This is a genomic window from Streptococcus sp. SO2 (assembly GCF_030440025.1).
In genome coordinates, this window is the sequence record NZ_JAQFJH010000002.1 from 25,537 (window position 1) to 45,668 (window position 20,132).

Consider the following 20,132-nt stretch of genomic DNA (forward strand, 5'->3'; position numbering starts at 1 on the left):
TTAGAGCTCCTTTCGGTAGAAGCGACGGATAATATCCTCAATATCCGTATCCAACATCTTCAAATCGCGAATTTCAAAATCAGACAGGGTTTGCTTGATAATATCAGCTGACTGGTAGCGGGAACTATCAAATTCAATATTGAGGCTATTTCCTTGTCTATCAATGGTCATATCAGGCAGGCCTTCATAGTGAGAAAGGAGATGACTTTGACCTGGTAGCAGTTCAAAGGAAAGAGTCTTCATCTTGCCAAAGGTCTCCTTGAGCTGGCTAACCGTTCCATCAAAAATCTCTTGCCCCTTATCAATCATAAAAATTCGATCACAGAGTTGCTCAATGTCGCTCAGGTCGTGAGTGGTCAAGAGGATAGTTGTTTCTTCCTCCTGATTGATCTGGGTAATAGCCCGACGAATGTTGTCCTTGACCGAAACGTCCAAACCAATGGTCGGCTCATCTAAAAAGAGAACTTTAGGATTGTGGAGCAAGGAAGCCGCAATATCCGCCCGCATCCGTTGCCCCAGTGAAAGAGTCCGCACGGGGTCTTTGATAAAGTCCTTCAAATCCAAGACTTCATTCAAAAAGTCCATGCGTTTATGAAAGAGCGAGTCCGGCACATCGTAAATCTCTTTTAAGACCGTATAGGTCTCTTGCAGAGCCAAATCCCACCATAGCTGGGTACGTTGTCCAAAGACCACACCAATATCTTTAACATAATCCTGACGATTGTCCTGCGGAATCTTGCCGTTAATCCGACAAAAACCAGATGTCGGTTTTAAAATCCCTGTCAGCATTTTGATGGTTGTTGACTTCCCAGCACCATTTGCGCCGATAAAACCTAGAATTTGGCCCTTGGGTACCTCAAAAGTCAAATCCTTGACCGCTTCAAAGGTCTGCTTTTCAGGATGAATAAAGGAGCGCAAAGCCCCTTTCAAGCCTGGTTCCTTAACAGTCTTCACAAAATTTTTCTGAAGATGTTCCACTTCTATCATTGCCATATCTATCTCCCTATCGCAAGGAATAGCAACATTGTATTTTTGACTACAAATATTCTAAGTCCTTACTTTCTAAACTTTCTAATTGTTATTCTTACAGAAGGCTTTATACCAACCTATTATAGTCCAATAAAAAACGGAATGCAAGCGTTTGCCTACAGATTATGAAATTAGAGATTTCACTCTTAAAATGCTATTTTAAATCCAAAATTCTGGTTTAATAGTTTCCTTAAAACACCAAAAAGACCTGCCCGATGGGCAGGTTACGAGTTGTAAAAAGCAAACTATTTTGATCAATATGATTCACTATTTAATCAACGAACTAATCTTTCAAAATTCTTTTCACAATCCCATCTCTATCAATTAGAAAACAATCTGGAAAGGTCATATGCTCCCATTTTTCATAATCAAAACTGGAATCAAAGTGATGTAGTAGTATTCCTATCAAATTCCCGTGTGAACTAAGTAAAATCATTTTTTCTGAGTATCTCTCTTCCAATTCCATTAAAAAATTTAGTACTCTAGCTAGTGCGTCTTGATTTGATTCCCCTTCTAAAAGAGATTCACTAGGATTTTGCCATAAATATTTAATACTGTCTTCAAACTCAGAATCTTTTATAAAGGTTGAAGATAATTTTCGCTCTCGTAACCGATTATCAAGAACTATTTTATCAAATTGAATTGGCGAGCTATTAATCGTTTCAAATGCTCGTTTATAAGGACTAGAAAAATAATAATCAATATTAAAAGAATTCAAAAAATCTAACTGGTCAAGAGATGAGAATCCTTTTTCTGATAAAGTTCTATTGAAATCATCACTTGAAAATCTTGAATGAGCATGTCTAAGTAAAATATAAGAATTATTCATAAGTCATTACCTTTCAATTATTATCATCAGTCTCAATGGATTTTTAAGCCCTCAATTATTCTCTAAAAATTCTTTAATGCGAGAAACAATAGCATCGCTTTGATAATGATAGAGGTCGTGAGGCGCATCCATATAGACGACTTGAACATTAGACTGGTCGCTTGCAAATCTCTCTGCATAACGTTGCCATTCTGATTGGCTAAAACTGGTGCCTTCGCCGTTAGATACCAGTAATAAGGTGGGAATTTTCGGATTGATGCTAGAGGGAACTTTCTTAGCATTTTCCTTTACCGTTTGAGATTCATAAAGCATGGCTTGTGACATCAACTGCTTATAAGCTAGAAGTTTATATTGTTTTCGTTCATTTTCGGTCAGAGTTTGATTTTTTATATAAAAAGACTCAGGTAAATAGCGTAATAAACCAATCTTGCTACTCCAATATGCCACAGTGAGCAAGGCCTGATTATCCTTTAAATTCTCATAACTTGACGGCAGTGCCCAATCCAGACCAATCAAGGCTTTCACTTCATCAGGATACTTCTCCTGCCAAGCCAAACTCTCTAGACTAGCCATGGAATGAGACAGAATGATAAACGGCCCTGTGATATTTGCTTGGGAAAGAGCTTGGCGAGTCTCAGACAAAACCTCCATCACATCTCTTGAATGATTGCTATCATCACTATAACCATATCCCGCCCTCTCCACGATAACTAGCTTATACTGTTTCGATAAGGATTCCGATACTTCTTTAAAATCCAATATAGGAGAAGCAATACCAGCACCTGAGATAACTACTATAGTCTCAGGTCCTTCACCTTGAACATAAACATTCATTTGATGACCATTGACAAGAACTTGCTGTCCCACAGGTGTTAGTGAGGCTTGTTCCTTTTCCAAACTGATACGATGAAAGATGAATGTTGCCCCTAAAAACAAAAGAATGAAACTAAGAAAGCCAAGACTCCATTTTTTCAGTTTTTTCATAGCATTATTGTACAAAAATTAGACTCTTTTAGCAACTTAAGATAGATTCTTCCCCAACATATTCTCTATAGTTTCAAACACCAAAAAACCTGCCCTTAGGGGCAGGTTCTTTCTGTATTGTTCAGCTCGATTAAGCTTTACCTTCTGAACCGAATACGTCGATGCGTTCTTCAACTGATGCTTGGATAGCTTTTACACCGTCAGCCAAGAATTTACGTGGGTCGAAGAGTTTTTTCTTGTCGTATTCTGCTTCGTTTGCTTCGTAGTCACGAGCAAATTTACGAGTTGCGTTAGCGAATGCGATTTGACATTCAGTGTTAACGTTAACTTTCGCAACACCAAGTTTGATAGCTGCTTGGATTTGCTCATCAGGAATACCTGATCCACCGTGCAATACGATTGGGAAACCTGGAAGAGCTTCTGTCAATTTTTGCAAGTGGTCAAGGTCAAGACCTTCCCAGTTTGCTGGGTATGGACCGTGGATGTTACCGATACCAGCTGCCAAGAAGTCGATACCAGTTGCAACCATTGCTTTAGCGTCTTCGATTGGAGCCAATTCACCTTTACCGATGATACCGTCTTCTTCACCACCGATAGTACCAACTTCAGCTTCTACTGAGATACCTTTAGCGTGAGCTTTTTCAACAACTTCTTTAGCCAATTTAAGGTTTTCTTCAACTGGAAGGTGTGAACCGTCAAACATGATTGAAGTGTAACCAACTTCGATACACTCAAGTGCATCTTCGTAGTGACCGTGGTCAAGGTGGATAGCTACTGGTACAGTGATACCCATTGACTCAACAAGGTTAGCGATCAAGTTGCGAGCAACTTTGTAACCACCCATGTATTTAGCAGCACCCATTGAAGTTTGGATCAAAACTGGAGCTTTTTTAGCTTCTGCTGCACGCAAGATAGCTTGAGTCCACTCAAGGTTGTTTGTGTTAAATCCACCAACTGCATAACCGTTGTCACGAGCTGCTTGGACAAATTTTTCTGCTGAAACGATTGCCATTTGTCAGGCCTCCTATATATTTTTTGGGACATCCCATTTACATTGTTCATTTTATCACTTTTTGACAAAAAAAGCTAGTTTTTCCCATACTTTAGATTGAATTTCTTCCAACTCAATCAATGTAAACCCTTTCTTTCCCTTAGTCTTGATCGACTTTAGGATAAGACATGAAGAAGGTCAAACGATAATCTTGCATCTCAAAATGATAAGGTAATTTCTCGTGTTCTAATAAACTTTTGACCACAAAGAGCCCCATTCCTGAACCCTTGGCCTTGCGACTAGCATTTTCAGAAAAAGACTGGGCCAATTTTTCTTGTTCTTCAGAACTACAGCTATTCTCAATAAAGAGTTCTCCTTCTCTCTCCCCGATGCGGACCAGGCCACCTGGAGTGGAGTGCTTGATGGCATTGCTGATGAGATTAGATAGGATCAATTTCATGACAGATGGGTTTATGTAAGCTTGCTGACGGGTTAGGCTAATGTCTACCTGAAGTTCTCTCTCCTTGGCGAGCAAAGCATAATCATTAACCAGACTTTGCGTCATCTGAAGAAGGTCGACCTCTTCTTTCTCGTCTCGCAATTCCTGAACAGAAGAAAGAGACAGTATCTGGAGAACGTGGTGGCTGAGGTCATCCACAATCCCCAAGGCAACTCCAAGATAATGGTCTCTATCCTTATAACGGCCGACATTTTCTTTCATATTTTCGATTAGGATTTTCAAGCTAGCCAGTGGTGTTTTCAATTCATGAGAAGCTCCTCGCAGGAACTCAACCTTCATCTTCTCCAGCTGGAGAATAGCTTCATTCTTGTCATGCAAGTCCGCAATGACAGTCAAGAGATGCTGGTAAAGGCTATTGATTTGTTCCTTGAGATCACCAATCTCGTCCTTAGAATCTACACGCAATCGCACTTGGGCATCCAAATCCATCATCCGACGGGTCACTCGCTTGATTTCCAAAATCGGTGCAACAATGGTTCGAGCATAGATATAGGCTACCAAGAGGGAAATCAGAAAGGATGCCAGCAAGGTATAGGGGAGAAACTGGAGACTGATCTGCTCTGCTTCTTTTTGCAAGTCCATTGAAGCTAGAAATTGGAGAGTCATGGTGCTACCATCTTGCGTTTTCACCTCACGCTCCTCGATAAAGAGGGAAATGGTCTGGCGGTCCGTATCCAGAGGAAGATTGTCCTTGACTTCTAACTTGTCCTCGGTCATCTCTCCCTTGACAGCCCCTTTGATATCACTGCTCTGGGAATACAAATCCAACACTTGCTCGATGCTTTGCCTATCTTTTCCGTCTAGGGATTGGGCAATAGCAGTCGCTTTCTGACCAATGGTTTCCTGACGATGGCTCAGATAAGTAGAGGGAAAGAGAAAATAAATGGCTAAATGAAGACAAATAACCAGAACACTAAAAATCGAGAAGGTATAGCTAAAAATCTTTGTAAATAAACCTGTTCGTTTCATTTTCGCTCCAATTTATAACCAACATTGCGCACAGTGAGGATGCAATCCAAGTCTAGCTTTTTCCGCAGTTCTTTGATATAGACATCAATGACACGGTCAAAGGGAACCTCATCTGTTGCCTTCCAGACCGCATCGATAATCTGAGAACGAGTCAAGGCCCGTCCTTCATTTTTCACCAGATAGTCCAGAATTTCCAACTCTTTGGCATTAATGGCCACTTCTTGACCTGCGAGGCTTGCACTGTAACTCTCAAAGTCCACCTTGGTATCCTTATAAGAGAAGACTCGTCCTGTATCGTAGTAGCGCTTGAAAATCGCGTCCACCCTTACTTTTAAAAGGGAGAGAGAAAAGGGCTTTTCCAGATAACCGTCTGCTAGAGAAGCGAAGGCGCTCATCTTGTATTCCTCATCCTGAAAGGCGGTCAGCATCAAGACAGGAACCTGACTGGTCTTACGAATCTCCGCTAGGACTTCTAGGCCATTAAGCTTGGGCATCTGGATATCCAGTAGTACTAGAGCAACTTCATAGCTGGAAAATTTTTCCAGAGCTTCTTGTCCATCTGCTGCCTCAATGGTTTCATAACCACAATCCGTCAAATAGTCACTGATTCCCTCACGGATCATCTCTTCATCTTCTACAATTAAAATTTTCATAGAAAAAACGTTTCACATTCCTTTAAATTTCTTGTAAATCTTCTCTGTTTCATCCTGATAGGAAGAGTCCTTATCAAGATGAAATAGATAAAAATGCTACCTATATTATACCCCATTTAGGGGAGAATAGGTAGCAAGTTTTTTATTCGCTATCGAGCAAGAGTTCTTTTGGTTGTTTTCTGAGGAGATTGCTTGAGGCAAGCGCCATAACGAGAACCACTAGAACCAGAGCAAGGACAAAGACGATGATAAAGTCTGATGTCTGAATAGAAATATCTAAGCTCGACAAGGTCTTACTAAAGCCGTCTACTTCTGCACCACCACCAAGATTAGAGGCTTGAGCAGCCTTGCTGGCTTGCTTGGCAACACCTGAAGTGACATTGGCAAGAACAGTATTTCCGATTGCTCGAGCTGTGTAGTTGGCTAGGAAGTAAGCCGAAACAAGAGCAGGAATGGCAATCAAGATCGATTCGGTGATGAATTGCCCCAAGATACTTGCCTGCTTGAGACCGATAGAGAGGAGGATTCCCACTTCCTTGCGACGGGCGTTGATCCAAAGACTAAGCAAGAGTGCAAGGAGAAGGACTGAGAAGCTCAAGCTACCCCAGAAGAGGAGGTTGGCCATCTTGTACATACCAGAGATGGATTGCTCAAGAGCTGGGTAGTTAGAGGAGCTCTTCACAAGTGTGTAGCTCTTCCAGTTGATACCGCTGATACCATTCAACTCTTTCATGACGTCATCCAAGTTCTTGTCTGCTGTTACAAAGAAGGTTGCGTCCCCATAAATAGCTGTGTCTTCTGTGTATCCATAAAGTTTTGCAGCTGTGTGAATGTCTGTGATAGCTGTATTTTCATAGAGTTCTTGTGAATAGGTTACTGCTGACTTATTGTGACCATCAAAGAGCCCCTTGATTGTCACTTCGACTGTTTCCTTGGCACCTTTTTCATTGTCTGCATCATAGACATTAGAGTCCAATTTGACCTTATCTCCGACTTTCCAACCGTGTTTGGCTGCCAAGTCCTTGTGCATGAGAATCTTGTCCTTGTCGTCGTTGGTTAGGTGCTCACCTTCAACCAGCTTATATGAGCCAGAGACAAATTTATCTTCTTTAGATGAGTCATTGACACCTGTAATCATCAAACTGCTTCCAAACCGTTTGGCACGGTCTGCAGTGAGATTTTTCTTGGTTTCTGGCGTTTCGATGAGGTCGTATCCAGTCAAATCTCCGATAGCGTTGATGCGTTTAACATAAGACTCGATGGCCTTATTTTCGGTGATTTTTTTGATATCCTCACCCTTGATATTCCCAGAACCACGTGGCGTTCCTTGATTGACGCGACGATTGATTTGCATGGAGAAGCTATTGGTGATATTTTTAAAGGTCTCCTGAGAAGCCTTGGCAGTAGCTCCCTTGATCGACAAGCCGACCAAACTCAAGCTCGCCATGAGGAGAATAATCAGGAAGATAACAATCGATTTGAAAAACTTCCTTGTAACATAGGCAAATGCGTTGTGTAACATAGGTTCCCTTTCTAGATTTTGTTCTATTTCAATGTCTTATAACTTATATAAATTATTTTTTAACTATTTCCCTTAGATTGTGCGGACGGGAGCAACTTCCTGTAGGAATTTCATCCCTAATTTTTGAGCCATATGTCTCAAAAATTCCGGCCTAGATAATAACTTTGTTATTATCTAGGCTATCACTACTGCGGGAAATAGTTGTTACAGACTCACTTCGTTTATTATTTTACTTTACACGTATCTGGTTACCAACTAATACTATTTTAAAGTTTAATAACTAGATTCTATATTTCAGTCAGTTTCTTATCCTTCAATTCAAGTGTAATATCTGACGCTTGTGCCACTTCTTTACTGTGGGTGACGACGATCACACATTTACCTGTTTTCTGGGCAAGTGATTTGAGCAGTTCGATAATATCTCCAGCAGTTTTAGGGTCCAGATTTCCTGTTGGCTCATCAGCTAGAATAACTGGAGCTTCTGAGACTAAACTGCGAGCGATGGCTACACGTTGCTGTTGACCACCTGATAACTGGAGAACGTTCCGCTTGATCTGACTTTCATCCAAACCAAGCTCAAGAAGTGTATCCTTGCTTGCTTTTTTGTTGACCAAGCGGATATTTTCCAGCGGAGAAAGATAATCTATCAAGTTATAATTTTGAAAGACCAGGGAAATATGGTGCATGCGATGGTATGAATACCCCTTGTTCCGAATGTCCTCTCCTTGGAAAAGGATAGAACCTTCAACAGGACTATCTAGACCAGCCAGTAGGGACAAGAGAGTGGATTTTCCTGCTCCTGACTCACCAATGATACTATAAAATTTTCCGGGTTCAAAATTATACTTGATCTGATATAAAACTGCTTCAGCAGTGTTCTTATAACGGTAGGTAACATCTTGCAATTGTAATAAAGTCATGATTTCTCCTTCTTAACTAATAGATGATAAAATTTCTTTCGGCGATTTTCTAAATAGAAATACGAAACAAAGGGCTACAGACAAGCAACCAATCAGGAGCAGAAAGACATAGGATTCTGCAAAGGATAGGAGACTGGTTGATAGACCACTTGCTTTGGCCAGCGTGTCCTGTAAGGTTGCCTGATCTCCACTGGCTAGTACAGTTTGGAGTAGATAGGATGTGATGGCATTTCCAGCGATAAAGGATGGAAGCAAAGCTCCAAGTGATACCAAAACTACCTCTAAACAGAACTGGAGGAAGATCGAACTCTTGCCTTTTCCAAGTGCCAGAAGAATCCCCACTTCGTAGACCCTTTCTCTCAACCAGAGAGACAATACCAAAATTAAGGCTCCTGCTCCAGCTATCAACATCCCATAAAGAAAGATGGTCAGGAAGGTTTGGAAGGTTGCCACTGAGTCTTTGATTTGTTCAAAGGCCTTGTTTTCCTTCTCAACTTGGTAGCCTTGACTTTCTAAAGCCAAGTTTTCTACCTGCTTCATGAGTCCTTCCATTTCCTTAGGATTTTCTACATAGAAGCGCGCTGCACTGACTTGCGGTTCACTATTTCCCAGAAGCGTTTGGCTGCTTTCATAGTCTGTAAAGACCTGGTTTTCACTGAAATCGGAAGACAAGCCTGTGAACTTTTCTTGTTTTTTACCAGAAAAGATGCCGACAATTTCAAACTCTACTGTTTGCCCTTTTCCAGCTTCGGATTGACCAGCATCCAAGCGAATCTTGTCGTGAAGCGAAAGACCGTTCTTCTTGGCCAACTCTTCGTGGATAAGGATTTTCTTGGAATCCCCTTTTTGAAGGTGTCGCCCTTCTTTTATATTGAAAGCCGAACTGGTAAAAGTGACATCCTTGGATGAATCTTCAAGAGCCGTTAAGCTAACCAAGTTCTTGTCTGCAGCTGACAAATCATCACGTTCTACGCTCTGCTCACCACTCACCGCTTCCTTGTCTTTCAGTTTTGCGACCGTCTCAAGTTCAGGAGAGACATTTTCCAGTCCCTTAATCTTGCTCACGGATGCTAGGTCCGACAACTTGAAGGTCTGTCCATTTTCTATCTTTTTGATAGAAAAAGATGTGTTGAGTGATTTGTAAAGATTGCTTTCTACTGTTTTGTTGGACTTCATCAGAGTCAAACAGGCTGAAATTCCTGCTAAAAGGACAAATAAAATCAGAAATAAAATAAAACTTCTCAGTCGTTTTCTGCTGACATAAGCCCAAGCTCTTTGGATTGGATTCATTTGTCACCTCCATGTTTGTAAGACTATTATAAAATCCAAATATGAAATGTTTATGAAATCAAAAATTTTTTTTGATTTATTTTTTGAAAAAAAACTGGTATTTCTACCAGCTTCATTTTTATAACTGTATCCACTCAAAGCAAAGAAAATGCAGAAACTAAACCAGAGAGGATGTTGGCTGTGGCATGCATTAGCCAACTTGGTAAAATTGATCCTCCTGCTATCTTTTCATTAACAAAGCCAAGATAAGCTGCTATTGCTCCAGTAAAAAATACAATGAAAAAAGTGACTCCCAAACTCACTACTGAAGCAAACAATACTCCATGAAGCAATCCAAAAGCGAAGGCCTGTATGGTATTTGCAAAGACAAACGGCATGTGATTTACCATTCGTTTCAGTAGAAAACCTCTAAATAATAGTTCCTCTGGTAAAGATGTTTGCAAAATACTGTAAATTAGAATACTTGGTAAAGCCTTATATTCCATAGCAGAAAAAGCCGAAGTAGCTGTTTCTAGACCACGAGTAAGAGGAAAGATAAGGATAGAAAAAATAGTAAATAAAGAAAATCCCCCCATCATCCATAAAATCAGATGCAAAGTTTTTACTCTTTTAATAGCTTTTAGTCCGATCCATTCCATAAATGGAACTTTCCCCCTCATAGTCATAAACCACCAGATAGAAGGTAGTAAAATAATAAAGAGAATTTGAATAAAGGCGCTCATTATTCGTTGAAGTTCATTAACCATCGTAATCCTCCTTTACACTTTTGAAATACTCATTTCAAATACCAAACGACTATCTACTCCTCCTTTCCTACCTTATATATCCGTTTTAACCAAGCCTATTAGTATCCATTACTCGATGATCTTTCATATAAGACTTTTTGCAGTTACTTTCTATCTATATTATAGCACTATTTAAAAAAAGAAAAAAACAAGAAAGGTAGACCTCTCTTGTTGAATAATCACTATGCGTGCTAACAAAAAAAGAGCTAGCCAAAGCTAACTCTTACCCTATGCGGAGAGAGGGACTTGAACCCTCACGACCTAAAGCGGTCACAGGATCCTTAGTCCTGCGCGTCTGCCAATTCCGCCATCCCCGCGTCGATTACTTTACTAGTATATCAACTTTCAAAATCTTTGTCAACACTTTTTTCAGATTTTTTTCATTTTTCCAACAGTCTTATAGTTCAATTTCAGCAAGGTTTTCATCCAGTAATTTTGCTCCCAATGTGTTCTTAAAATGCCCAAGAGCAAACTGATGATTTTCTGGCCAAATAGAGGCAACTGCAGGCTTAACAATCTCAATTTGATAACCTAAATTATAAGCATCAATAGCCGTATGAAGGACGCAAATGTCCGTCAAAACACCTGTTAAGATAACAGTGTCAACCCGACGTTCTCGCAAACGGATATCTAAGTCCGTTCCTGAAAAAGCTGAATAGTGACGCTTATCCATCCAAAAGACACGACTATCCGCCTCATGCTCAGCATAAAAATCAGCTAGGGAGCCATAAAGGTTACGCCCACTAGTTCCGATGATGTTGTGCGGTGGAAAGAGCTTGCTTTCTGGGTGGAATGTATCCTTCTCTTCATGAGCATCAATGGTAAAAAAGACATAGTCTCCACGATCAAAAGCTAATCTAGTTACCTGATCAATGGCTTTTGATATCGCTTGAGCAGGTGCGCCAGCAGTTAGCTTTCCATGGTCTGCTACGAAATCCTCTGTATAGTCAATCGAGATTAAAGCCTTTGCCATTAGTAGTCCCTCTTTTTCACTTCCTCAAAAATATCTGAAATCAATACCTTGAGATAGGTCCCCTTCATTCCTAGTGAACGACTCTCAATAATTCCCGCCGACTCCAATTTACGAAGCGCATTGACAATCACTGAGCGCGTAATGCCAATACGATCTGCAATAACTGATGCAGTCAGCTGCCCTTCATTTCCATCCAATTCAGCTAAAATAGCTGATACGGCACGAAGTTCTGAATAGGAAAGGGTGTTGACTGCCATGGTTACAGCAGTACGACGGCGAATATTCTTCTCATCTTCTTCACGTTGGAAGTTCAATAGTTGAATTCCCACAACCGTGCTCGCAATCTCGACAAGGATCAAATCTTCATCTTCAAATTTCTTGTCATTGCGCCAAATGATCAACGAACCTAGACGAATCCCTGATACATGAATCGGAGCGATGGTCGTCAAACCATCTGGAAAGTCCGCACGGCTCTCTACAGGGAAAATAGTCAAATCATGTTCAACAGGAAGGTTGGCTTCCGTATCATAAATCATGTTTGCCCCTTGTACATAGACGTCAGGGAAGGTTTTAGTTTGGAAAAACTGTTCTACACGGTCATTATTGGTCTTATAACGCATAAAGTAGCCCAAGAGACGTCCCTTGTTATTCACAATACAAGCGTTACAGTCAATAATATCAGCTAACTGGCGTGTGATCGCATTGTAAGGAAGTTCATCTTGGAGTTGCTCTTCTGAGCGCTTTAGAATAGACGTGATTTTTCTTGTTTTTTCTAATAAATGTGCCATTTTTTACCTCGCATATAATCGCTTCCATTATAACATAGAAAAGTCTTTATTTCAATAATTATCTGAAAATTGCTTATTTAATTGCAATTTTGAACAGCAAAAATATTTTAGAAAAAAGCGAGTTTTTTTATTGACATCCTATTTTATTTTTGATATTATAACATTATAAGAAGATGACATGATAAATCCCTTTCCGTTTCACCTATCCTTTACTATCACCATCTTCTTTTACTATCGGTCTCCTTATATATAAAAGCGATTCACAGTGTGAATCGCTTTTTTCTATTTGTCTCCTTTGTTACGAATAACAAAGCCTGTCTTCTTTTCGCTTGAAGTGTTGCGAGGTTTTTTATTGTCTTTATTACGGTAACGTCTGTCTTTATCAAAACGATCGTTCCCACGACTGCCTTTTTTGAAATCATCACGGCGACCATTACCACGGCGATCACGGTCTCGACGGTCGTCCCCACGACGGCCTCCACGACCTCCCTTACCTTTGCCACCAAAGCCATTACCTGATGGTTTAAATGGCAGTGGTTTTTCACGCGCAATCTCCACTTCAGGAAGGCTGTCTGGATCTTGGACTGTCAGGCTCAAGATATACATAGCCAATTCTTCTGGACTAAATTCTGCAGCTAACTTACGAGCATCTTTAGCAAATTTCTCAAAGTTCCCACGAATTGCTTCGTCTGCGAAGTCTCGTTCGATTTTCTTGAGAGCTACTTGTTTCTTAGCTTGGAAGGCTTCTTCTGCTGTTGCTGGTTTCAAGCCTTTCATGCGCTTCTTAGTCAAGTTTTCGATGATTTGAAGGTAGCCCATTTCATTTGGTGCTACAAAAGTAATAGATTGACCTGACTTACCAGCACGACCTGTACGACCGATACGGTGAACATAACTTTCAGGATCTTGTGGAATATCGTAGTTGTAGACATGGGTCACACCTGAGATATCCAAACCACGTGCTGCCACGTCTGTCGCAACCAAAACATCAAGATTCCCATTTTTAAAATCACGAAGGACACGAAGACGTTTATTTTGGTCTAAGTCACCATGAATTCCTTCTGCACGGAAGCCACGAATTTTAAGTCCACGAGTCAATTCATCTACACGGCGTTTAGTACGACCAAATACAATAGCAAGTTCTGGTTGTTCCACATCCATAAGACGTGTCATGGTATCAAATTTCTCTTGTTCCTTGACACGGATATAGTACTGATCCACCAGCTCTGTTGTCAATTCCTTGGCAGCAATCTTCACATGCTCAGGGTCTTTCATAAACTGAACACCGATACGTTTGATAGCATCTGGCATGGTTGCTGAAAAGAGCAAGGTTTGACGATTTTCAGGGACACGGGAAATGATGGCTTCAATGTCTTCAAGGAAGCCCATATTGAGCATTTCATCCGCTTCGTCAAGAATCAGAGTTTCAATATCTTGTAATTTCAAGGCCTTGCGTTTAATCAAGTCCAAGAGACGGCCTGGTGTTCCTACCACGATGTGGGCACCAGATTTAAGGGCCTTGATTTGTTTTTCAATGCTGGAACCACCGTAAACTGAGCGAACTTTCACTCCTTTGCTACGGCCAAAGCGGAAGAGTTCTTCTTGGCTTTGGACAGCGAGTTCACGAGTTGGAGCGATAACCAAGGCTTGGATGGTCGCTTCTTCTGTACGGATTTTTTCAAGGGTTGGCAAGCCAAAGGCTGCGGTTTTCCCTGTACCAGTCTGAGCTTGACCGATAACGTCCTTGCCTTCTAGAGCCAATGGAATGGTCTGTTCTTGGATGGGACTTGCTTCTACAAATCCAGCTTTTTCAATCTCTGCTAGCAATTCAGCAGACAAATTAAATTCATTAAATTTCACGTTATTCTTCTTTCTAAAGGTGGTGCGAAGCCACCCTATAGGGCTTTAGTTTATACTTTTCTTTTCATGACGTATCTTCAACAAAAATGAGATACCGTGTTGCTTCTTTTCCACGAAAGAAAAGTACTAGTTTCTTTGCAACCTATCTAGTATAACACAAGAGCGGGGCAAAAGATAGTAGAATCCTTAAGGAAAATCATGTAAACGATTTTCCACAAATATAAATACAGCCTTATATGATTCGTTTCTCCGTAGCGGAATTGTGCAAAAGTTTTTTTCTTGTGCTAGAATGAAATCAAACAGGAGGATTAAAAAATGTTAACATACGATTTAATTGTTATTGGATTTGGTAAGGCTGGTAAAACACTAGCTGGTAAATTGGCTTCAGCTGGCAAAAAAGTTGCCCTCGTTGAACGTAGTAAAGCTATGTATGGCGGAACTTGTATCAATATCGGATGTATCCCAACTAAAACCTTGTTAGTTGCTGCTGAGAAAGATTTGTCTTTTGAAAAAGTCATTGCTACCAAAAATACTATCACTGGTCGCCTCAATGGTAAAAACTATGCAACTGTTGCTGGTACAGGCGTAGATATCTTTGATGCGGAAGCACACTTCCTTTCAAATAAAGTCATCGAAATCCAAGCAGGTGATGAAAAACAAGAACTGACTGCTGAAACAATTGTCATCAACACTGGCGCTGTTTCAAACGTCTTACCTATTCCTGGACTTGCTACAAGTAAGAATGTCTTTGACTCAACAGGTATCCAAAACTTGGACAAATTGCCTGAAAAACTTGGAGTACTTGGAGGTGGAAACATCGGTCTTGAATTTGCAGGACTCTACAACAAACTTGGTAGCAAGGTCACAGTTCTAGATGCCTTGGACACATTCCTTCCTCGTGCAGAACCTTCCATCGCAGCACTTGCTAAACAATACATGGAAGAAGACGGCATTGAATTGCTTCAAAACATCCGTACTACTGAAATCAAAAACGACGGTGATCAAGTGCTCGTCGTAACTGAAAACGAAACCTACCGTTTCGATGCCCTTCTCTACGCAACTGGACGTAAGCCAAACGTAGAACCACTTCAACTTGAGAATACTGATATTGAACTAACAGAGCGTGGTGCTATCAAAGTCGACAAACATTGTCAAACAAACGTTTCTGGTGTCTTTGCAGTTGGAGACGTCAATGGTGGACCTCAATTTACCTACATTTCACTTGATGACTTCCGTGTTGTCTACAGCTATCTTGCTGGAGATGGCAGCTACACACTCGAAGACCGGCTCAATGTACCAAACACCATGTTCATCACACCTGCACTTTCTCAAGTTGGTTTGACAGAAAGCCAAGCAGCTGATTTGAAACTTCCATACGCTGTCAAGGAAATTCCTGTTGCAGCAATGCCTCGTGGTCACGTAAATGGCGACCTTCGCGGAGCCTTCAAAGCTGTTGTCAATACTGAAACAAAAGAAATTCTCGGTGCAACTATCTTCTCAGAAGGCTCTCAAGAAATCATCAACATCATCACTGTTGCCATGGACAACAAGATTCCTTACACTTACTTCACAAAACAAATCTTCACTCACCCAACCTTGGCTGAGAACTTGAATGACTTGTTTGCGATTTAAGTTGAGACTGATTTTTTAGCTAACAGCCCTCATCGGGCTGTTTTTGTTTATGCGAAATCTCAAATCTGTCTTTTCTTTCTTTTATGATATAATAGAAACATGAAATTAAAAACTACTTTAGGCCTTCTAGCTGGGCGTTCTTCTCACTTCATCTTGAACCGTCTTGGTCGTGGAAGTACGCTCCCAGGAAAACTTGCCCTTCACTTTGATAAAGATATTTTACAAAACCTAGCTAAAAACTACGAGATTGTCGTGGTCACTGGAACCAACGGGAAAACCCTGACAACTGCCCTCACTGTCGGCATCTTAAAAGAGATTTATGGTCAGGTTCTTACCAATCCAAGCGGTGCCAATATGATTACAGGGATTACGACAACCTTCTTGACGGCCAAATCCTCTAAAACTGGAAAAAATATTGCCGTCCTCGAAATTGACGAGGCCAGTCTATCTCGTATCTGTGATTACATCCATCCTAGCCTTTTTGTCATCACTAATATTTTCCGTGACCAGATGGACCGCTATGGTGAGATTTACACGACTTATAACATGATTTTGGATGCAATCCGTAAGGTGCCTACGGCTACAGTTCTCCTCAATGGTGACAGTCCGCTTTTCTACAAGCCATCTATTCCAAATCCTGTACAGTATTTTGGTTTTGACTTGGAAAAAGGACCAGCCCAACTAGCTCATTACAATACCGAAGGAATCCTCTGTCCTGACTGCCAAGGTATCCTCAAATACGAACACAATACCTATGCCAATTTGGGTGCCTATATCTGTGAAAATTGTGGCTGCAAACGTCCTGAATTGGACTACCGTCTGACAGACTTGGTTGAATTGACCAACAATCGCTCTCGTTTTATCATTGACGGACAAGAATACGGCATCCAAATCGGTGGACTTTACAACATCTACAATGCCCTTGCTGCGGTTGCCATTGCTCGATTCCTCGGCGCTGATTCGCAACGGATCAAACAAGGATTTGACAAGAGTCGTGCAGTCTTTGGTCGTCAGGAAACCTTCCATATCGGTGACAAGGAATGTACCCTTGTCCTCATCAAGAATCCAGTCGGTGCAACTCAGGCTATCGAGATGATTAAACTAGCGCCTTATCCATTTAGCCTTTCTGTCCTCCTCAATGCCAACTATGCAGATGGAATTGACACTAGCTGGATCTGGGATGCGGACTTTGAACAAATCACTGACATGGATATCCCTGAAATCAATGCTGGCGGTGTTCGTCATTCTGAAATCGCGCGTCGTCTACGGGTGACAGGATACCCAGCTGATAAAATCACTGAAACAAGCAATCTGGAGCAAGTTCTCAAGACCATTGAGAACCAGGACTGCAAACATGCCTATATCCTGGCTACTTATACTGCTATGCTGGAATTCCGCGAACTGCTGGCTAGTCGTCAGATTGTTAGAAAGGAGATGAACTAATGGTTTATACTTCAATTTCCTCAAAAGCTGGCAACTACCCTTATCAGCTCAACATCGCCCACCTCTACGGAAACCTCATGAATACCTACGGGGACAATGGAAACATCCTCATGCTCAAGTATGTGGCTGAAAAACTTGGAGCTCATGTGACGGTTGACATCGTTTCTCTCCATGATGCCTTTGATGAAAACCACTACGATATCGCCTTTTTCGGTGGTGGCCAAGACTTTGAACAGAGTATTATCGCTGGCGACTTACCTGCTAAAAAAGAGAGCATTGACAACTACATCCAAAACGATGGTGTGGTTCTAGCCATCTGTGGTGGCTTCCAACTATTGGGGCAATACTATATTGAAGCTTCCGGAAGACGCATCGAAGGTCTAGGTGTCATGGGCCACTATACCCTCAACCAGACCAATAACCGTTTTATCGGTGACATCAAGATTCACAATGAAGATTTCAATGAAACCTACTATGGATTTGAAAATCACCAGGGTCGTACCTTCCTCTCAGACGACCAAAAACCACTGGGACAGGTGGTCTATGGAAATGGAAACAACGAAGAAAAGGTCGGCGAAGGAGTTCATTATAAGAATGTCTTTGGTTCCTACTTCCACGGACCTATCCTTTCTCGTAATGCCAATTTGGCTTATCGCCTAGTCACTACTGCCCTCCGAAAAAAATACGGTCAGGACATCCAACTCCCTGCCTATGAGGATATTCTCAGTCAAGAAATCGCTGAAGAATACAGCGACGTCAAAAGCAAGGCTGACTTTTCTTAAACCAAGAAAAACTATATCAAAGAACTCCCCTATCTTGTCGGAGTTCTTTTTGCCTGTTCTTTTACCCTTCTCCCTTGCATTTTCTCTCATTTTTTGCCAAAATAGAGGGGTAGAAAGAAGGTAGCATATGTCTAAATTACAACAAATCCTAACATATCTTGAATCAGAAAAACTAGACGTCGCTGTCGTATCTGACCCCGTCACTATCAATTACCTCACTGGCTTTTACAGTGATCCCCATGAACGCCAAATGTTCCTCTTTGTCCTAGCGGACCGGGAACCTCTCCTCTTTGTCCCAGCCCTTGAAGTGGAGCGTGCAAGCAGCACTGTTTCCTTCCCAGTAGTGGGCTATGTGGATTCTGAAAATCCATGGCAAAAAATCAAAAACGCTTTGCCTCAACTTGACTTCAAACGTGTCGCTGTTGAGTTTGACAATCTCATCTTAACCAAATACCATGGTTTGAAAACGGTCTTTGAAACTGCTGAATTTGAAAATCTCACTCCTCGCATCCAACGCATGCGCCTCATCAAGTCAGCTGATGAAGTTCAAAAAATGATGGTTGCTGGTCTCTATGCTGATAAGGCTGTAAAAGTTGGTTTTGACAACATTTCTCTTGATAAGACTGAGACAGATATCATTGCGCAAATCGACTTTGCCATGAAACGTGAAGGCTATGAAATGAGCTTTGATACCATGGTCTTGACTGGCGATAACGCTGCAAATCCACACGGAATTCCTGGTGCAAACAAAGTTGAAAAGGACGCCCTTCTCCTCTTTGACCTCGGTGTCATGGTTAATGGCTACGCCTCAGATATGACTCGTACGGTCGCTGTCGGTAAACCTGACCAATTCAAGAAAGATATCTATAACTTGACCCTTGAAGCCCAACAAGCTGCCCTTGACTTTATCAAACCTGGTGTGACTGCCCATGAAGTTGACCGCGCTGCCCGTGAAGTCATTGAAAAAGCTGGTTATGGAGAGTACTTCAACCACCGTCTCGGTCACGGTATCGGTATGGATGTCCACGAGTTCCCATCTATCATGGAAGGAAACGACATGACCATCGAAGAAGGCATGTGCTTCTCTGTTGAACCAGGTATCTATATCCCTGGAAAAGTCGGTGTCCGTATCGAAGACTGCGGTGTCGTCACTAAGGATGGCTTTGACCTCTTCACCAGCACCAGCAAAGACTTGCTTTATTTTGATTAATGGTATTATTTTATGTTAAATGATTTCTTTAAATTAGTTGACAACGTTACTAACGAAACTTCTAAGGTTGTAAATGGTATCGTTAATGAATCCTCGAAGGTTGTTAATGATATTGCTAATGAGACTTCAAAAGCCGTAAAAATAGTTGTCGATGAAACTTCAAAAATAACTGGCAATACTGTAGATGGAGCTGTGAATATAGTCAATAATACTATGACAGGAATTTCTAATGTTATAAGTATTCCAGGTAAAGTTGTAAATATTATTCTTGAAGTACACTCATGGAATAGTCAAGAGCGTCTTGAAAAGAAACAAGATGAGGAGCTTAGACAATCTTTATCCATTCAATTTCCAGAATTCTTAAATCAAGAAGAGTTCAATAGAATAATTCACGAAGAAACCGATAAAATTATTCGAATAAAAAAAGTAGAAATTAGCCAAGCTTTAATTAATTTGGAGGTATATTCAAATAGTCGAATTTCAACTTGGTGTTTTACTTTAGATTATAATGATTATGGAATTTTAACAGGAAAAGTTAGAATCTCAAGTGAAAACACTGACTCAAGTATGCCTAAAAATGTTAGTTTACGAATTTCGGAGCGGCTTAATGATATTTTAAAGAATCAGTATATTCTTCCACCTGATGATTATGAGATTTTACTTGCAAAAGAACCTTTCGAAGTAAAAGAGCTTTTTGAGAATATTGGATTTCATAATGTAACATTACTTGAAGAAAAATATGAAAAATTACCTCATTTTATTAAGAATTACAAAATACATAGTATTACAATAGAAAATTGCAAATATTTTGATAAAGATTCCTATTTTGATAGTAATTCTTCTGTTGTAATTTCCTATTATCTACAGGAAGACTGAGAGTCAAAATAATAAAACGCATAGTATCAAGTTTATTCAACACCTGATACTATGCGTTTTTTGATTTTAAAGACTT

General features: G+C 40.8%; 18 protein-coding genes and 1 tRNA gene. 5 read left to right on the forward strand and 14 right to left on the reverse strand.

The window, feature by feature from the left end:
- The 14 genes from PCY17_RS02600 to PCY17_RS02665 all read right to left on the reverse strand — a co-directional run bounded on the left by PCY17_RS02600 (position 1) and on the right by PCY17_RS02665 (position 14,113).
- Positions 1-993 (reverse strand): ATP-binding cassette domain-containing protein, encoded by a 993-nt coding sequence (locus PCY17_RS02600; protein WP_001240789.1) that lies wholly within the window; start codon positions 991-993, stop codon positions 1-3.
- Between the two features lie 319 nt (positions 994-1,312).
- Positions 1,313-1,858: a histidine phosphatase family protein gene (locus PCY17_RS02605; protein ID WP_001066186.1), complete on the reverse strand. Its 546-nt coding sequence runs from the start codon at positions 1,856-1,858 to the stop codon at positions 1,313-1,315.
- 51 nt (positions 1,859-1,909) lie between these two features.
- Complete coding sequence (locus PCY17_RS02610) at positions 1,910-2,842, reverse strand: alpha/beta fold hydrolase (protein WP_000734266.1); 933 nt, start codon at positions 2,840-2,842, stop codon at positions 1,910-1,912.
- A gap of 130 nt (positions 2,843-2,972) precedes the next feature.
- Positions 2,973-3,854 (reverse strand): class II fructose-bisphosphate aldolase, encoded by an 882-nt coding sequence (locus tag PCY17_RS02615; protein WP_001018999.1) that lies wholly within the window; start codon positions 3,852-3,854, stop codon positions 2,973-2,975.
- Positions 3,855-3,993: 139 nt separating this feature from the next.
- Positions 3,994-5,322 (reverse strand): sensor histidine kinase VncS, encoded by a 1,329-nt coding sequence (gene vncS, locus PCY17_RS02620; RefSeq protein WP_070696898.1) that lies wholly within the window; start codon positions 5,320-5,322, stop codon positions 3,994-3,996.
- The gene (gene vncR, locus PCY17_RS02625) at positions 5,319-5,975 is read right to left on the reverse strand and encodes a response regulator transcription factor VncR (protein WP_000697942.1); all 657 of its coding nucleotides are present in this window, start codon (positions 5,973-5,975) and stop codon (positions 5,319-5,321) included. Before vncR ends, vncS begins: the two co-directional genes overlap by 4 nt.
- Positions 5,976-6,117: 142 nt before the next feature.
- The gene (gene vex3, locus PCY17_RS02630; protein ID WP_042902562.1) at positions 6,118-7,497 is read right to left on the reverse strand and encodes an ABC transporter permease subunit Vex3; all 1,380 of its coding nucleotides are present in this window, start codon (positions 7,495-7,497) and stop codon (positions 6,118-6,120) included.
- A gap of 287 nt (positions 7,498-7,784) precedes the next feature.
- Entirely contained in the window at positions 7,785-8,417 is a 633-nt protein-coding gene (gene vex2, locus PCY17_RS02635) for an ABC transporter ATP-binding subunit Vex2 (RefSeq protein WP_042902563.1), read from the reverse strand.
- Positions 8,418-8,429: 12 nt separating this feature from the next.
- Complete coding sequence (locus tag PCY17_RS02640; protein WP_049518933.1) at positions 8,430-9,707, reverse strand: ABC transporter permease; 1,278 nt, start codon at positions 9,705-9,707, stop codon at positions 8,430-8,432.
- 134 nt (positions 9,708-9,841) lie between these two features.
- A complete protein-coding gene (locus PCY17_RS02645) occupies positions 9,842-10,453 on the reverse strand; it encodes a CPBP family intramembrane glutamic endopeptidase (RefSeq protein WP_301391147.1) in 612 nt (203 codons plus the stop codon).
- 270 nt (positions 10,454-10,723) lie between these two features.
- Positions 10,724-10,809 (reverse strand) — tRNA-Leu (locus tag PCY17_RS02650).
- Between the two features lie 80 nt (positions 10,810-10,889).
- Entirely contained in the window at positions 10,890-11,465 is a 576-nt protein-coding gene (locus tag PCY17_RS02655) for a cysteine hydrolase family protein (protein ID WP_084943806.1), read from the reverse strand.
- Entirely contained in the window at positions 11,465-12,253 is a 789-nt protein-coding gene (codY, locus tag PCY17_RS02660; RefSeq protein ID WP_042902566.1) for a GTP-sensing pleiotropic transcriptional regulator CodY, read from the reverse strand. The genes PCY17_RS02655 and codY overlap by 1 nt, the downstream gene beginning before the upstream one ends.
- Positions 12,254-12,535: 282 nt before the next feature.
- Positions 12,536-14,113 carry a DEAD/DEAH box helicase gene (locus PCY17_RS02665; RefSeq protein ID WP_301391148.1) on the reverse strand — a complete coding sequence of 526 codons (1,578 nt, stop codon included), beginning with the start codon at positions 14,111-14,113 and terminating at the stop codon, positions 12,536-12,538.
- Positions 14,114-14,428: 315 nt separating this feature from the next.
- On the opposite strand from PCY17_RS02665, the gene PCY17_RS02670 reads away from it, so the two are divergent.
- The 5 genes from PCY17_RS02670 (at position 14,429) to PCY17_RS02690 (ending at position 20,056) form a co-directional block, all read left to right on the forward strand.
- A complete protein-coding gene (locus PCY17_RS02670) occupies positions 14,429-15,745 on the forward strand; it encodes an FAD-containing oxidoreductase (protein WP_084944392.1) in 1,317 nt (438 codons plus the stop codon).
- A gap of 99 nt (positions 15,746-15,844) precedes the next feature.
- Positions 15,845-17,188 carry a lipid II isoglutaminyl synthase subunit MurT gene (murT, locus tag PCY17_RS02675; RefSeq protein ID WP_084944391.1) on the forward strand — a complete coding sequence of 448 codons (1,344 nt, stop codon included), beginning with the start codon at positions 15,845-15,847 and terminating at the stop codon, positions 17,186-17,188.
- Positions 17,188-17,970, forward strand: a complete 783-nt coding sequence (gene gatD / locus PCY17_RS02680; RefSeq protein WP_084944390.1) for a lipid II isoglutaminyl synthase subunit GatD — start codon at positions 17,188-17,190, stop codon at positions 17,968-17,970. Before murT ends, gatD begins: the two co-directional genes overlap by 1 nt.
- Positions 17,971-18,097: 127 nt before the next feature.
- Positions 18,098-19,180 (forward strand): Xaa-Pro peptidase family protein, encoded by a 1,083-nt coding sequence (locus PCY17_RS02685; RefSeq protein WP_301391149.1) that lies wholly within the window; start codon positions 18,098-18,100, stop codon positions 19,178-19,180.
- A gap of 12 nt (positions 19,181-19,192) precedes the next feature.
- The gene (locus tag PCY17_RS02690; protein ID WP_061408616.1) at positions 19,193-20,056 is read left to right on the forward strand and encodes a hypothetical protein; all 864 of its coding nucleotides are present in this window, start codon (positions 19,193-19,195) and stop codon (positions 20,054-20,056) included.
- Positions 20,057-20,132 lie beyond the last annotated feature (76 nt).